The organism is Streptomyces sp. NPDC054765 (assembly GCF_053612065.1).
The window spans coordinates 1-14,720 of the sequence record NZ_JBSHBP010000051.1 but is presented as its reverse complement, the minus strand read 5'-3'; the positions used below and the strand labels follow the sequence as shown (position 1 = coordinate 14,720).

At 69.6% G+C, this 14,720-nt stretch carries 14 protein-coding genes; 9 read left to right on the top strand and 5 right to left on the bottom strand.

What is annotated here, in order from left to right; translation table 11 throughout:
* Positions 1-415 precede the first annotated feature (415 nt).
* Positions 416-1,261: a DeoR/GlpR family DNA-binding transcription regulator gene (locus tag ACWGJY_RS27230; RefSeq protein ID WP_453263486.1), complete on the top strand. Its 846-nt coding sequence runs from the start codon at positions 416-418 to the stop codon at positions 1,259-1,261.
* A gap of 163 nt (positions 1,262-1,424) precedes the next feature.
* Positions 1,425-1,898, top strand: a complete 474-nt coding sequence (locus ACWGJY_RS27225) for an SRPBCC family protein (protein WP_453263485.1) — start codon at positions 1,425-1,427, stop codon at positions 1,896-1,898.
* Between the two features lie 32 nt (positions 1,899-1,930).
* On the opposite strand, the gene ACWGJY_RS27220 is transcribed toward ACWGJY_RS27225, so the two are convergent.
* Positions 1,931-3,082, bottom strand: coding sequence for a PLP-dependent cysteine synthase family protein (locus ACWGJY_RS27220; protein WP_453263484.1), 1,152 nt, complete (start codon positions 3,080-3,082; stop codon positions 1,931-1,933).
* A 241-nt stretch (positions 3,083-3,323) separates the two neighbouring features.
* Between ACWGJY_RS27220 and ACWGJY_RS27215 the strand changes: the two genes are divergently transcribed.
* On the top strand, positions 3,324-3,611 hold the full coding sequence (locus ACWGJY_RS27215; RefSeq protein WP_453263483.1) for a hypothetical protein: 288 nt from the start codon (positions 3,324-3,326) through the stop codon (positions 3,609-3,611).
* Positions 3,612-3,786: 175 nt separating this feature from the next.
* Positions 3,787-4,293, top strand: coding sequence for an ATP-binding protein (locus ACWGJY_RS27210; RefSeq protein WP_453263482.1), 507 nt, complete (start codon positions 3,787-3,789; stop codon positions 4,291-4,293).
* A gap of 356 nt (positions 4,294-4,649) precedes the next feature.
* On the opposite strand, the gene ACWGJY_RS27205 is transcribed toward ACWGJY_RS27210, so the two are convergent.
* A complete protein-coding gene (locus ACWGJY_RS27205) occupies positions 4,650-5,453 on the bottom strand; it encodes a TetR/AcrR family transcriptional regulator (RefSeq protein ID WP_453263481.1) in 804 nt (267 codons plus the stop codon).
* Positions 5,454-5,599: 146 nt separating this feature from the next.
* On the opposite strand from ACWGJY_RS27205, the gene ACWGJY_RS27200 reads away from it, so the two are divergent.
* Together ACWGJY_RS27200 and ACWGJY_RS27195 are read left to right on the top strand one after the other, a co-directional pair.
* On the top strand, positions 5,600-6,733 hold the full coding sequence (locus tag ACWGJY_RS27200) for an FAD-dependent oxidoreductase (RefSeq protein ID WP_453263480.1): 1,134 nt from the start codon (positions 5,600-5,602) through the stop codon (positions 6,731-6,733).
* Positions 6,734-6,797: 64 nt separating this feature from the next.
* On the top strand, positions 6,798-7,694 hold the full coding sequence (locus ACWGJY_RS27195; RefSeq protein ID WP_453263479.1) for an aminoglycoside phosphotransferase family protein: 897 nt from the start codon (positions 6,798-6,800) through the stop codon (positions 7,692-7,694).
* A gap of 620 nt (positions 7,695-8,314) precedes the next feature.
* Here the strand turns inward: ACWGJY_RS27195 and ACWGJY_RS27190 are convergent.
* A complete protein-coding gene (locus ACWGJY_RS27190; RefSeq protein ID WP_453263478.1) occupies positions 8,315-9,445 on the bottom strand; it encodes an FAD-dependent oxidoreductase in 1,131 nt (376 codons plus the stop codon).
* Positions 9,446-9,787: 342 nt separating this feature from the next.
* Between ACWGJY_RS27190 and ACWGJY_RS27185 the strand changes: the two genes are divergently transcribed.
* Complete coding sequence (locus tag ACWGJY_RS27185; RefSeq protein WP_453263477.1) at positions 9,788-10,753, top strand: tyrosine-type recombinase/integrase; 966 nt, start codon at positions 9,788-9,790, stop codon at positions 10,751-10,753.
* Positions 10,753-12,885: a tyrosine-type recombinase/integrase gene (locus ACWGJY_RS27180; protein ID WP_453263476.1), complete on the top strand. Its 2,133-nt coding sequence runs from the start codon at positions 10,753-10,755 to the stop codon at positions 12,883-12,885. Before ACWGJY_RS27185 ends, ACWGJY_RS27180 begins: the two co-directional genes overlap by 1 nt.
* 15 nt (positions 12,886-12,900) lie before the next feature.
* Here ACWGJY_RS27180 and ACWGJY_RS27175 read toward each other — a convergent pair whose 3' ends face one another.
* Positions 12,901-13,446, bottom strand: a complete 546-nt coding sequence (locus ACWGJY_RS27175; protein WP_453263475.1) for a TetR/AcrR family transcriptional regulator — start codon at positions 13,444-13,446, stop codon at positions 12,901-12,903.
* Between the two features lie 182 nt (positions 13,447-13,628).
* On the opposite strand from ACWGJY_RS27175, the gene ACWGJY_RS27170 reads away from it, so the two are divergent.
* The gene (locus ACWGJY_RS27170; protein WP_453263525.1) at positions 13,629-14,417 is read left to right on the top strand and encodes an SDR family NAD(P)-dependent oxidoreductase; all 789 of its coding nucleotides are present in this window, start codon (positions 13,629-13,631) and stop codon (positions 14,415-14,417) included.
* A 77-nt stretch (positions 14,418-14,494) separates the two neighbouring features.
* Here ACWGJY_RS27170 and ACWGJY_RS27165 read toward each other — a convergent pair.
* The coding region (locus ACWGJY_RS27165; protein ID WP_453263474.1) for a hypothetical protein at positions 14,495-14,720 on the bottom strand (226 nt) is incomplete at its 5' end.

Sequence of the window (14,720 nt, the reverse complement as noted above, 5' to 3'; positions counted from 1 at the left end):
CACATCCAGCACCCACGCCACGGTCAGTACCTACTCCGCAGTGCCGTGCTTGGGCGTCGCCGGGCGTCGTGCTTGCGCGTCGCGGGGCGTTCCCCCCCACCCCCGAACCCACCCCCCGCCCCCTCCCCCGAAGGGGGAGAGGGGGGAGGGGCCGGGGGAGCGAGCAGCGGGCCGCCTCGCACCGGCGGCAGCGCACCTTCCCGCCCACACCGGCGAACTGTTTCCCGCCCACACCAACGAACGGCTCCCCACCCGCACCGACGAACTGCTTCCCGCCCACACCAGAGAACTGCTTCCCCCCGGCAACGGCGTCACTGTCAGCACCTCGTGCGAGGATGAGGACACCAGTGATCGCAGGCGGCAGCCAGCGCGGACGACCCGACACAGCGAGCCGGGGCGGAAGGGACGGGCCGGGGTGAGCGACAACCAGAACCTCCTCGCGGAGCAGCGGCGTGCCCTGATTCTCGACGAGATCAGGCGGCGCGGCGGGGTGCGGGTCAATGAACTCACCCGCAAGCTCAACGTGTCGGACATGACGGTCCGCCGCGATCTGGACGCGCTGGCCCGTCAGGGCATGGTGGAGAAGGTGCACGGCGGCGCGGTGCCGATCAGCGAGCCGAGCGCGCACGAGCCCGGTTTCGAGGTGAAGTCGGCGCTGGAGCTGAGCGCCAAGGAGGACATCGCCAAGGCGGCGGCCGAGATGGCGGCGCCGGGCAGCGCGATCGCACTGGCGGGCGGCACGACCGCGTTCGCGCTGGCACAGCAGCTGCTGGAGGTCCCGGATCTGACGGTGGTGACGAATTCGGTCCGGGTGGCCGATGTGTTCTACGGGGCGCAGCGGGCGGCGGCCAGCGGCGGCGCGGGGCCGCGCGCGGGCGCGGCGACGGTGGTGCTGACGGGCGGGGTGCGGACGCCGTCGGACACCCTGGTGGGCCCGGTGGCGGATGCCGCGATCCGGTCGCTGCACTTCGATGTGCTCTTCCTCGGGGTGCACGGCATATCGGTCGAGGCGGGGCTGTCGACACCGAATCTGGCGGAGGCGGAGACCAACCGCCATTTCGTGCGCTCCGCGCGCCGGGTGGTGGTAGTGGCCGACCACACCAAGTGGGGCACGGTGGGCCTGAGTTCCTTCGCGACGCTGGATCAGGTGGAGGCGCTGGTGACGGATTCCGGGCTGTCCGCCGAGGCGCGCGCGGAGTTCGCCGAGCTGCCGCCGGAGCTGGTGGTGGCGGGCGAACGGCGGGACGAGGCAGACGCCTGAGGGGCGCCGGAAGACACCGGAAGTCAACGGGCAGGCGCCGGAAGACAACGGTCTCGTCCGGGCCGTCCCCACCGAGCTGCGGCCGTCGGCAGACATCTGACGGTCCGCCAGCTATGGTGAGGCGCGCAGTCCCGCCGACCGTCCCGTAGGGGGTGCTCGTCCCATGGCACGCCGACTCCGCCCCGTCGAGCTCGACTTCGTCGAGTCCGCCCCGCTGCGGCTGGTGTTCGCCGCGGAGGTCGCCGCGCCGCCGGAGGCGGTGTATGAAGCGCTGGCGGACGATGTGGCGGGCTGGTCGTGCTGGTTCACGGGTGTGGCGCGGTCCGCGCCGACGCACGGCGGCAAGGGCCGGGAGGTGCGGCTGACCGGCGGCACCCGCTTCACGGAGACGGTCCTGGCGGCCGAGCCCGACGGGCGCTACGCCTACCGCGTCGACACCACCAACGCCCCCGGTCTGCACGCCCTGTTGGAGGACTGGCGGCTGACACCGGCGGGCGGCGGCACCCGGCTGCGGTGGACGTTCGCGGCGGACGGCCCGGCGCCGTTCCGGTTTCTGCTGACGCTGGCCAGGCCCGGCCTGGGCCGCGCCTTCCGGGAGTCGGCGCGGGCCCTGGACCGCAGGCTCGTCCAGGGCTGAGGCAGCGCCGCCGCGACGGTCCGCCGGCCGGCTCAGGCGAGCCAGGAGCCGGTGGCCAGGAACTGGTCGAGGGTGCGTGCGTAAGGCGTGATGTCCAGGCCCTGAGCGGCCAGCCAGTCGTCGGAGTAGTACTTGTCGAGGTAGCGGTCGCCCGGATCGCACAGCAGGGTGACGACGGATCCCCGGCGGCCCTCGGCCACCATCTCCGAGACGATCTTGAGTGCGCTCCACAGCCCCGTACCGGTCGAGCCGCCCGCCTTGCGGCCGATCGCGGTCTCCAGGGCGCGCACGGCGGCGATGCCGGCCGCGTCCGGCACCTTCATCATCCGGTCTATCGCGCCGGGGACGAAGCTCGGTTCCATACGGGGCCGCCCGATGCCCTCGATACGGGAGGCGGTGGCGCAGTCGGTCTTCGCGTCACCGGTGAGCCAGCCGTCGAAGAAACAGGAATTCTCCGGGTCGGGGACACAGATACGGGTGTCGTACTGCATGTAGTGGACATAGCGGGCGATGGTCGCGGAGGTGCCGCCGGTGCCCGCGGTCGCCACGATCCAGGCGGGCTCGGGGTAGCGTTCGAGCCGCAGCTGCTGGTAGATCGACTCGGCGATGTTGTTGTTGCCGCGCCAGTCCGTGGCCCGTTCCGCATAGGTGAACTGGTCCATGTAGTGACCGCCGGATTCCGCGGCGAGCCGGGCGGAGACCTCGTACACGGTCCGCGGGTCCTGCACCAGATGACAGCTGCCGCCGTGGAACTCGATCAGCCGGGTCTTCTCGCGGCTGGTGGTGGCCGGCATCACCGCGATGAACGGCACCCCGATGAGCGAGGCGAAGTACGCCTCGGACACGGCCGTGGAGCCGCTGGAGGACTCGATGACGGGCTTGCCGGGGCGGATCCAGCCGTTGCACAGCCCGTAGAGGAACAGTGAGCGGGCCAGCCGGTGCTTGAGGCTTCCGGTGGGGTGTGTCGACTCGTCCTTGAGGTAGAGGTCGATGCCCCACTTCTCGGGCAGCGGGAAGCGCAGGAGGTGGGTGTCGGCGGTGCGGTTGGCGTCCGCCTGGACCTTGCGGACGGCTTCTTTGAGCCAGGTTCGGTAGGCCGGATCCGTACGGTCGACATCGACGGTCGGCATCGGGGCCCCGGCCTCGTCGTCGGGCCGGCTCTGCGGCTGTTGTGCGGTGCTCACCGGCGCGCTCCTCTGGGGTGGGGAAGCCCGCGCACGACGGCGGGCCGATTCCGACTATAGCCACCCCTCGCACCCTTCTCACCTGCATAAACATCGCTTTGAGATACCCCAAGGAGGTCGTGGGACACTGTTGTGAGCCGTGCGCGCCCGGGGGGGCACTGGTGCACCCGGCGCCGCACCGGCAGACTTCCCCCAAGGGGCGGTGGAGGGCAGCTGCCCGTCTCACCGAGGAGGTGCCGGCATGGCGGAGCCTGAGTTCAACGCGACCGGCGTACGGATCGAGCGGTGGCTGCGGTCGTTGACCCGCGCCGGACAGGTCGTCATCAGAGACGGCAGACTGGCGCTGCTGACGAGCTACGGCACGGAGATCGACAGCGCCCCGCTGCAGGCCGTGGAGGCTCATAAACCGCTGTTCGCGGCGCGGGACCGGGCGCTCGCCAGACTCAACGGCCATCGCTATTCGCTCACCCTGGGCACCCCTGAGCTGTTCCTCAAGGCCCTGGAAGCGGCGCGTCCGCCGCGGCCCTGACGGCCCCCTCCGGACGGCTGGGTGCGGTTGCGGGAGCGCACCGGCTGCATGACCCTGGACTCGTATCACTGAGGGTTCACCAGCGGTGACGCTGTGGTGCAGCCGGCATCGCTGGATCCGATCTTCGCCCCTGCCCGGTACGAGGGGCGCCCGGCCTCATCAGGGAGTCGCGGTCGTGATCAGGCAGCCCAGCAGGCACTGCACGGTGGAGCTCCAAGCCGTTCCGGCTCGCATCGGACATGTGCGCAGGATCGTGTCCGCGCAGCTGCGGTACTGGCGTCTCGACGCCCTGATAGACCCGGCGGCGCTCGGGGTGACCGAACTCCTCGCCAATGTCCACCGGCACGCCCGCCCCAGCAAGCAGTGCACCGTGGAACTGTGCGTTCTCCTGGATCAATTGACGGTCTCGGTGCATGACGAGGATCCCCGGCTGCCGCGGATCCGGATCGCCGACAGCTGGGAGACCTGTGGCCGCGGTCTGGCACTGATCGCGGCGCTCAGCGAGAGCTGGGGAGTACGCCCCGACGGCAGCGGCAAGGTCGTGTGGTTCACCCTTCCGGCCCTGACCACCGCCCCCGAAGAGGCCCGTACGGTCCGAGGCTTCCCGGAACCCCTGCCGCTGGAGGACACGGGCACGGCGGGCGGCCCCCGCCCCCGGATACGAGGGACGAGGGTCGGCTGACGGGCCGGCCGGCACGGACCGGCACGCCACTGTCGGGCCGGTCAGACAGGCGGTCCCTGCCGAACCGCCCGGCGGCACCGCGCCCGCCCAGCCGCGATTCGGATCCCGCAGGCGGGCCCGCCGTCCGTACGGTCCTCGGCGACATCTCCCCCGCCGGCCTCGGCATCTGCCACGCACACGGCCTTCTCTTCCTGCGCAGCCCCCAACTACCGGGCCAGGAGCTGGACGACCGGCCGGACCTCTTCAACCGCCTCAACCGCCTCAACCGCCTCAACCGAGGCAGTCACGTCACTCGTCAGGTGCTACTTCCACGATCGGGAGTTGCACCGGTACAGACCCGCCTCGGGCTGCGGCGTTCATCCGGCGGTATCGGATGCCGGTGTCGGCTGGGGCTGGGGCTGGGGCTGGGGCTGGGGCTGGGGCTGGGGCTGGGGCTGGGGCTGGGGCTGGGTGAGGTTGTCCATGATCAGGCCGAGGGTGAACTCGAACCGGTCGTGTCCGGTGCCGGAGGTCAGCTCAGCGGCATAGCGTCGGGTCTGCGGAAACGTGTCGGCCGGCAGCGCGGTGAACCGGCGGATCAACTCCTCGCGGCCAAGGACCCATTCCTGGTCCGGGTGTCTGCGCCGCTGCTGGACCAGCGACTGCTCCAAGGCATAGGCGCTGACGTAGAGGGACAGGGCATCGAGCACCCAGGCGGCGCTCTGCGGCTCGATTCCGCCGGCGAGCAGGATCGCCAAAAGCCCTTCTCTGATCCGCAACGTGGAGAGGTTGGTGGGGACTACGCCCAGCGCGGCACGGGAGACTCCGGGGTATTGCAGGTACTGGTCGCGGATCTGCGCGTACACGTCGAGGATCTGCTTGCGCCACGTGGCCGGGTCCGGTTCGGGCAGCACGACCCCGGAGCAGAGCCGGCCGACGAGCAGATCGTCGATGTCCTCTTTGCTGACGATGTGCGCGTACAGCGACGACGGCCCGGTGCCGAGCACCGCGGCGACTCGACGGATGGTCAGCGCGTCGTAGCCCTCGGCGGCCACGACCTGCAGGGCGGCGTCGGTGATCCGGTCGACCGTGATGCGCTTCTTGCGTGGTGACGTCGCTGCGGGCTCCCCGGCGGGCTGGGCGTGACGAGCTGCTCGGCGTTGCCGGGGATCGGAGGGCATACCGATCACTATAGCTTGACACGATCTAAGTTCGCCAAGTAGACCTTAGATCGTTCAGGCAGAACTAAGTTCGTATCTGCGTGGTTCACATATGCCCTGCTCAGGTACCTGAGCAGCGTTCGGAAAGTCTCTTCAGGAGGTGTGTGATGCATGTTTCCGTGGTCGGAGCCGGTCTGGGAGGTCTGTGCTTGGCGCAGGGGCTGCGTGGTGCCGGGATCGAGGCCGACGTGTACGAGCGGGACCCGGTGATCACCGCGCGGTTCCAGGGCTACCGGCTCTTGCTGAGCCCGGTGGGGTTCGAGGCGCTGCGCGGCTGTCTGCCGCCGCGCTGGCACCCGCTGCTGGACGCGATCGTCGGTGACGCCTATGCCGAGCGGCTGATCCTGGACCCGCAGCTGAACCGGATCGGCGAGCTCGGCCCCGGCAGGACCGGGATCGTGATCGACCGGCACGTGCTGCGACACCTGCTGCTGACCGGACTCACCGTGCGCACCGGGGCCGCGCTGACCGGCTACGATGTGCTGGACGACGGCAAGGTCGAAGCCCGGTTCGCGCACGGTGACCCGACCACCGCCGACCTGCTCGTCGGGGCGGACGGGGTCGGCTCCGCCGTCCGCGCGGTGCTCTCGCCGCAGACCACCGCGACCGACACCGGCGCCCGGTTCGTCATCGGCCGCACGCCGCTGACCGAGCGCTTTGCCACCCTGGCGCCGGCCTTCGGCTCGAAAATCGCCGGGGACGGGGTGAGTCTGATGCTCGGAGCGATGCGTTTCCATACCCCGCCCAAGCAGGCGGCCGAGGAACTGGCACCCGAGGTGACCCTCCCCGATATCCGCGACTACGTGCGCTGGGCCATGCTCCTGCCACCGAACGGCTCGCTCGGCGCCCCGACCGCGCAGGAGGCCGTGCTGTCCAGGATGGAGGGCTGGCATCCGGACCTGCAGGCGCTCATCGAGCAGGCCGACCCGGACAACAGCACCCTGCTGTCCATCCGGGTGGTCGAGCCCCGCGAGCGCTGGGCGCCCGGTCCGGTCACGCTGCTCGGAGACGCCATCCACGCCACCTCCCCGACCGGCGGCAACGGCGCGAACACCGCCCTGCGCGATGCCGACCTGCTGCGCCGCTGCCTGATCGGGGCCGTCGAGCACCGCCAAGACCTCCTCGGCGCGGTCGGCGACTACGAGCGGCAGATGTTCGAGTACGGCGGCGAGGCCGTGGCCCACAGCCTCGCCGCGCTACCCGCCTTCGTCCCGAACCCGGAACGCCCCGAGCCGACATAGGTTCAGAACCTCCCAGCCATCGGGGAGAGCCGCTCCGCCTGCCGCCTCAGTACGGTGACTTCGCATGACCGACACCGAGATCGAGATCACCGCAGACCTGGTCCGCGACCTGCTGCAGGAGCAACATCCAGACCTTGCAGGGCTGGCCATCCGCGAGGTGGCGGGCGGCTGGGGCAACCAAATGTGGCGCCTCGGGGACGAGCTGGCCGTGCGTATGCAGCGCATGGACCCCACCCCGGAGCTCCAGCTCAAGGAGCGGCGGTGGCTACCCGTGCTGGCCCCGCGCCTGCCGCTCCCGGTGCCGACCCCGGTGCGGTTCGGCGAACCGTCCGAGCGCTTCCCCAAGCACTGGACCGTGATGACGTGGGTTCCCGGCGAGCCGCTGGACCACGGCTCGATCAGCCGCGGCGCCCACGCGGCCGACACGCTGGCGGGCTTCCTCCAGGCGCTCCATGTGGAGGCGCCCGCCGGGGCGCCGATCACTACGGACCGCGGTGCCCATCCCAGGAACTGCACGGACGGCTTCGAGAACTTCTTCCAGGCCGTTGCCCCCGATGACATCGCTGCCGACATCCGGGCCGTCTGGGACGACGCCGTTGCGGCCGACGTGCGGGAGGGCCCGCCGGTGTGGGTGCACGGCGACCTCCATCCTGCGAACGTGGTCGTCTCGGAGGGAACGCTCTCGGGCATCGTCGACTTCGGTGACATGTTCGCCGGCGATCCGGCGTGGGACCTCGCCGCCGCGTGGGTGCTGCTACCCGCGGGCACGGCCTCACGGTTCTTCGACATGTACGCGCATGCAGACAAGGCGGCGATCCGGCGCGCCCGCGGGCTGGCCGCTATGAAGAGCCTCTTCCTGATGCTCATGGGGCAGAACGGAGATCGGGGCCTTCCCGGCGGCAAGCCGAACTGGGGACCAGCAGGCCGGGCGGCACTTGACCGTGTTCTGAAGGGCGTTTGATGCCGGCATGGGGCGAGATGCCTCACTCAGGGGATGTCAGGACGGACTTCTCTGAACCAACCCTCCATGAGTCAGACTACTTCGAAGGTAGGCCCGATGGTGGAGTGGCTGTCTCACTGAACAGGGTCTGCCGGCGCCCGGATGTAGCGCGGTATTCGTCGAGGAGTGAGGTGAGTAGTCGAGTCCGGTGGGGCCAGTTGTAGCTGTCATTGGCTGGGTGGTGATCGCCGGCTTTGCCCGCTCCGGCTTCCAGCCGTCCCTCGGATTGTGGTGCGCGTGTGGCCGGCCGGAGCGACGCGACAGATCCAACGGGAACGGGTTGCGCAGCGGGCCGGACCCCGGTCGCGGTGTATGTCGTAGAAGCGTCGCAACACCGTCTTTATCTAGTGCTGTCAAGTCTTGATGCAGTTCAGGCCCCTGTTGCTTGTTAAGGGAAGTGAGGCATGTTGCTGGGCGTCGGTGCCCCTGGCTTTGTGCGTGAGAACGGGGGTCATTTGTCAACGACTTCGGGAGTCGGTTCATCGCTCGTGCCCATGATCAATGTCGATGAGTTCGGGAGTCACCGCCGCCTAGGCTTGAGCGGGGTGGGACGGAGAGCGTCAGATCTGGGCCTGCGCGGCTTATTGGCTCTTCTCGGTGATCATGTTGATCAGGCCCTGGGCCGTGTTGTGCTCGGAGTCGATCCCCGGAACCGCTCCACCTTCGAAAGTGGTGACCTCGGCGCTGCGGGGGAACATGGCCTGCTCGTACTCGGTGAGTGCGGCCTCGATGTCGTCGGGGCGGGCGGCGAGGGCCTTGCCGAGTTCGGCGCCGTCGTACATGGCCAGGTTGGCGCCGTCGCCGTTCGGGGGCGCGAGATGGGCGGCGTCGCCGAGCAGGGTGACCCCCGGCACCCGGTCCCACCGGTGCCCGGTCGGCAGAGCGTACTGGGGGCGCAGGACCGGCGCTGTGTCGCCGTCGGTGATGAGCATGGTGAGTTCCGGTGCCCAGCCGTCGAACTCGCGCGCGATCCGGGCGGTGGCCGCGGCGGCATCGGTGAAGTCGATGGCGGCGAACCAATCCTGTGGCCTGGTCAGCGCCACGTAGGTGTGCAGGGTGTCGCCGTTCTCCCGGTGAGCGAAGATCTCCTTGCCCGGCGAGGGCGCGATCAGCAACCCGCCACCGACCACTTTCGCGGCGGCTGGGTGGCGGGTGTCGGCGTGGAACAGGTACGTCTCGACGACCGACGTGCCGGCGTACTCGGGGGTGGCGGTGGTGAGCAGTGGCCGTATCCGTGACCAGGCGCCGTCCGCGCCGACCAGCAGGCTGGTGACGACGGTGCCGCCGTCGGCGAACGTCACCTCGTGGCGGCCGCCGCCGAGGGCGCGGGTGCCGCTGGCCTTGTGCCCCCATCGGACGGTGCCGGCCGGGAGTGAGTCGAGCAAGATCTGTCGTAGGTCGCCGCGTTGCACCTCGGGGCGTCCGCCCATGCCGTCGTCGACCTTGTGGAGCAGGACGGTCCCGTCCGGGTCGAGGACCCGCGTCGCCTGGCGGCCCTCCAGGACGATGGCGTGGAACTCGTCCATCAGGCCGGCCGCCTTGAGGGCGATCTGTCCGTTGTAGTCGTGGATGTCGAGCATCCCGCCCTGCGTGCGCACCGTCGGGGAGGACTCCGCCTCGTAGACCGTGACCGGGATTCCGTGGACGTGCAGGACGCGGGCAAGAGTGAGTCCGCCGAGTCCGGCGCCGATGATCGTGACGGGCATGTGCATGGTGGCTCCTGGGGATCGGGGCCGCCCAGTGAGCTCCGGCCGGCCGTCTCTGGAACGGTGCCGGACCTCGCCGACAAGCCACCGACATCGAACCGGCAGCCGCCGATAGATGACCGACACCGCGCATCAGTCCCGGCACCCACCCGGAATGGGGTTCCGCTCGGCATCCGGGTCGATCGTGCTCATGCTCTCGTTCTCGCATCGCTCCCCGAGCGACGAAGCCCGGCCTGCACGGAGGTACAACGAACGGCCCGACGGGCGCGGTGGCCGGCCGACATGATCCAGGATGCGTGAGCGAGGGGGCCTCCCGTCCTACTCGGGCAATGGAGCCGTGCGAAGCGCGTGGACGTACGCGACTTTGTCCTGTGGCTGCGGACGTGCCACAACCCGGCGCGGGACCGGCACCGCCCGGACGCACCCGCGCCGGGGTCGCTGAACGCGCGCACCGGCAAGCCGTACCTGAAGTCGGGCTATGCCCCGGCAACCATCAACCACGCGGTATCGGTGCTGGCGGCGTTCTACGACCATCATCTGCAGACCGGGCAGGGGCCGCTGGTCTCCCCGGTGCCACCGCAGTCGCGTGACGGGCGCCGGTTGGAGGCGCATCACAACCCGCTGGAGCCGTTCCGGCTGCACCGTCGGGGCGCCTACCGGCAGAAGCAGGTCGACCGCGAGCCCCGGGCGGTCCCCGACGATGTCGTCGAGGACCTGTTCACCTCGCTGGGCTGCCACCGGAACCGGGCACTGTTCTCCATGTTCTTGTCCAGCGGCGCGCGGGCTGCCGAGATGCTGGGCATGACGATTGGTGACGTCCACCCGGGCGAGGGCCGGATCTACGTGCAGACCAAGGGCCTGGGCGGGGAGAGGGAAGCATGCCCGGCCTCCCCGGAAGCCTTCGCCTGGCTGGCGCTCTACCTCGGCGAGCTGGCACAGGACGGCCACCGGCCCGCCCCGGACGAGCCGGTGTGGTGGACCCTGCGCGGACCGACGCGCCCGCTGACCTACACCGCCCTGCGGGCGGTGCTGAACCGGATCAACGCCCGGATCGGGGCGAACATCACGCTGCATGACCTGCGACACACCCTGTGTCTGCACCTGATCGATGACCCGGCCATCACTCTGGTCGATGCCCAGCAAGTGATGCGCCACCGGCGCATCACCACGACCAGCACCTACCTGCGGCCCAGGATCGACGAGGTCATCACCAAGGTCCACGAGCACTACACGCGCCCCAAACCGCCACCGCAGCCACTGACCGGCTGGACGTATGACCCGGACGACCTCGCCGACGTGTTCGGGAACCGCTGATGACCCGGCACGGACGCGTCGCCCGCACTCCGGTCAGCCCACGCGACCCCGCCCTCCTCACCGCCGTACTCCCCGAGCCGAGGAGCACGACCCGCAGCAGCGAACGGGCGACGGCGCATCGCGATGAACTCGCCCGCCTGGCCGAGAACCTGCTGAGCGAGCCGACCGTCCGCAGCCTGTGGCGCCAGCAGCTCTCCCTGACGCGCATCTTCGACTGGTTGGAGGGATTCCCCGCCGACACCTGGCAGGACCGATGGCTGCTGAGCGGTTCCGACGACCTGGGCTCCGGCTGGGGGCCGCAAGGGCTCAGCGCGGGCACCCGGTCGCGATTCACCGCCGGCCTGGGCACCTTGATCGTCCTCCAGGTGGTCCGGCCCTCCTACGGCTGGCTGTTCGGCAGCCGCCTACTGGGCGTCTATGACGCCTACCGTCGCCACAACCAATCGGTCCTGTTCGCCGAACTCCGACAGCACGCTGGCGGACAGCGCTGCGACGAGCACGCGACCGAAGCCTTGAACGTGCTCACCCGCATGAGCATCGTCACCGGCAAGGACCTGCTGGCCTTGGATCTTGAGGACCTCACCGCCTACGCCGGGGCCCGTCGGGCCAACGGCCGCACGGTGATGGCCCTGCCGCTCGCCTACGACGTCCTGTACGCGGTCGGCGGTCTTAAGGACTTGCCGCCGACCCTGCGCGAGGCCCAGGCCCGCGGTCAGCTCACCCCGGCCGAGCTGGTCGACCGCCACCCGATCGCCAACCGCGCGGTCCGCGACGCGCTCGTGCACTACATCGCCGAGCGATCCGCTGTCCTCAACTACGGCTCCCTGGTCGACCAGGCCCAGATGCTGGCCGACCTGTTCTGGGGCGACCTGCAACGCCACCACCCCGGGATCTCCTCGCTCAACCTGCCCGACGTGGTGGCCCAGTCATGGAAGCAACGCGTCCGGGTCCTGCCCGACGGGCGACCGCGTCGCACCTCCCACGCCGTGTTCCTGGCCGTGCGCTCCTTCTACCTGGACCTCTCACAGTGGTCGATGGAGGACCCGGCCCGCTGGGCGGCTTGGGCCGCACCCTGTCCGATCAGCGAAGCCGACATCCGCGGCTATATCAAGGAGTCCCGGCACCGGCAGGCGCGGATGCAGCAGCGCACCCGCACTCTGGCCCCTGTCCTGCCGCAACTCGTCCGTGCTGCCGAGGCCAGGCTGCAGCGCGTAACGCGCCTGCTGCAGGCGGCCCGATCCGCAACGCCGGGAGAGGAGTTCACCATCGAGGGCTCGCGGTTCCGACGCACCGGGCGGGACGGCAGCCACTGGCGTCCCACCGCGCTGTTCCTCGCTCCCGTCGACGAGCCGGGGCCGCGGTTCGATGCCGAATGCGAGGAGAACAATGCCTTCTGGACCTGGGCGAGCATCGAGGTTCTGCGACGCACCGGGGCCAGGATCGAGGAACTGCTGGAGCTCACCCACCTGAGCCTGCGTCAGTACCAGGCACCGACCGGCGAGACAGTGCCGCTGCTGCAGATCAGCCCGTCCAAGACCGACCGCGAGCGCGTCATCCCCGCCGACCCGGACCTGGTCGCGGTCCTCGCCCGGATCATTCGCCGGACCAAGGGCACCGGGGAGCGGGTGCCGCTGCTGACCCGGTACGACGGCTACGAGCGGGTCTTCGGACCACCGATGCCCCACCTGTTCCAGTGCCCTTCCCAGCACCGGCTGCAGGTCATCTCCCCCAACCGGATCCGCGAGCTCCTCACCGACCATGCGCTGCGGGCCGGCATCGTCGACGTCGACGGGTCGCCGTTGAGGTTCGCCCCGCACGACTTCCGCAGAATCTTCTCGACGGAGACGGTCAACGGCGGCCTGCCGATCCACATCGCCGCGAAGCTCCTTGGCCACCTCGACCTCGACACCACTCAGGCATACGTCGCTTTCGACCCGATGCAGGAGGCGGAACAGCACCCGAGACCGTTCGGCGAACACCTCCAGAACCGGGAAGTCCTCGCCTACTCTGATGGCCGGATGCTCGCTCACAACCACCGACGTCGTGGGGCTGATGATCTTGATGCATCGGACGATCGCTTGTGCAGCCTACGCAGGCCCGAACCCCCCACTCGGCTCATTGTCGGCGTGTGAAGTCGAAAGGACTCGTCAAGGGCTGAGAAAGCTGCCCTGCCGACCCATGCCACGCAACAATGTGTCGACCACGAGGGTTGCCAGTTCATCGACATCGTCGGCTTCATCCGACTGATTCTGGGCCGCCTCGTGAATGAGGGCGTAATAGACGCGGCGAGCCCACGCCAAGTCAGTGTCAGGGCGGAGCACGCCGGCTTCCAGCGCGCGCTGGAACAGGCGGTCGCACTGATCGAGCACATCGGCATGGGCTCGTGCCACGTCGGGGTCCTCCGGTGTGGTCCTGCTCATTGCGAACCCCCACCCGATCTTGACCCGGAGGACGTTGGCGGTCACTTGGTAGAGGGCGACCAGTGGTGGAGCGGTGTCGGGATGGGCGCTCGTCACGGCTTCGTGGAACTGCCGCGTTGCCCATGCTGTCAGAGCGTCCACCAGGGCCTCGCGGCTGGTGAACCGGCGGTGCACGGTCGTCCGAGCGACGCCCGCCGCCTCCGCGATCTGCTCCATCGTGGCCGCCGGATTGGAGCTGAGGACACGCTCGGCAGCTTCCAGGATTGCCCTCACGGTCCGCTCCGCGTCCGCGCGCAGTGGCCGCTGCTGACTCTTCCGATCCACGAGGCTCCCTCTCCGTGACTCTTCGAGAAGAGTACGGGACTGTCGCCATTTATCCGCAACTTGCAACATTGATGTTGCAGGTTCTAGGGTTTCCGCATCAAAGATGACTCATCTCTGGGTAGGAGTGCTCCATAGACCTGCAGCTGACCAACAAGGCCGCTGTCGTGACCGGCGCGAGCCGGGGGATCGGCTTGGCCATCGTCTCCGCACTGGTGGGTGAGGGCATGCGGGTGGTGGCCGCGGCACGAACGATCACACCGGAACTCAAGGCCAGCGGCGCGATCGGCGTGTCCGTGGACCTTTCAACAGCCGACGGCCCCGCCCGGCTCGTCGCCCAGGCCGAAGCCGAGCTCGGCGGGCTGGATGTCCTGGTCAACAACGTCGGCGGCGGCGACGCCGGGGAGGGCCAGACGGGCGGCTTCCTCACCTTCACTGACCGGCAGTGGTACGACGCGTTCGACCTGAATTTCCTCGCCTCCGTCCGCACTACCCGGGCCGCGCTGCCTCACCTCACCAACAGCCGCGGCGCCATCGTCAACATCTCCTCCAACGGAGCCAGGACCCCGCATGCGGGCCCTATCGCCTACACCACCGCCAAGGCTGCACTGACCGCGTTCGGCAAGGCGCTGGCCGAGGAGTTCGGCCCCCAGGGCGTGCGCGTCAACACCGTCTCGCCCGGTCCCGTCCGCACGGACATGTGGGAAAGCCCCGAGGGCTACGGAGCCGAGCTGGCCAAGTCGATGGGCCTGGAACAGAAACAGCTTCTGGCCCATCTCCCGACCGCCATGGGCATGGTCACCGGCAGGCTCGTAAGCCCCGACGAGGTCGCCGCCCTCGTCGCCTACCTCGCCTCGCCCCAAGCCGGCAGCACCACCGGGGCGGACCACATCATCGACGGAGGCGCCACAAAGACCGTGTGACCCCAGGCGCAGTGCTTCCCAGAGCCCTCATGCGCCCCGGCCCAGCCCACCCGGGCTGGACCGAGGCGGCTCTGCGCTCAGGCTTCACCCGTTGGAATGAAGTGCAGAGAAGCGTCTTCGCCTCCTGCGGCCAGGAAGCCTTCTTCGAAGGACACGTGCACGCGCTTCGCACGCTGGGCGGTGTCCCGCGAAGGAAGAGGGTGAGGAATTGAAGTGCTCTCCCGGCTGAAGCCGGGAGATTCCTGCTTACCTTGCGGCAGCGGGCTCGACGCGCTTCGCGCGCCTGACGACTGCCCTCCCGGC

Coding starts and splice junctions, on each gene's coding strand:
- ACWGJY_RS27180 (WP_453263476.1), top strand. CDS start 10,753: ATGACCCGGCACGGACGCGTCGCCCGCACTCCGGTCAGCCCACGCGAC.
- ACWGJY_RS27205 (WP_453263481.1), bottom strand. CDS start 5,453: ATGCCCTCCGATCCCCGGCAACGCCGAGCAGCTCGTCACGCCCAGCCC.
- ACWGJY_RS27190 (WP_453263478.1), bottom strand. CDS start 9,445: ATGCACATGCCCGTCACGATCATCGGCGCCGGACTCGGCGGACTCACT.
- ACWGJY_RS27200 (WP_453263480.1), top strand. CDS start 5,600: ATGCATGTTTCCGTGGTCGGAGCCGGTCTGGGAGGTCTGTGCTTGGCG.
- ACWGJY_RS27215 (WP_453263483.1), top strand. CDS start 3,324: ATGGCGGAGCCTGAGTTCAACGCGACCGGCGTACGGATCGAGCGGTGG.
- ACWGJY_RS27195 (WP_453263479.1), top strand. CDS start 6,798: ATGACCGACACCGAGATCGAGATCACCGCAGACCTGGTCCGCGACCTG.
- ACWGJY_RS27225 (WP_453263485.1), top strand. CDS start 1,425: ATGGCACGCCGACTCCGCCCCGTCGAGCTCGACTTCGTCGAGTCCGCC.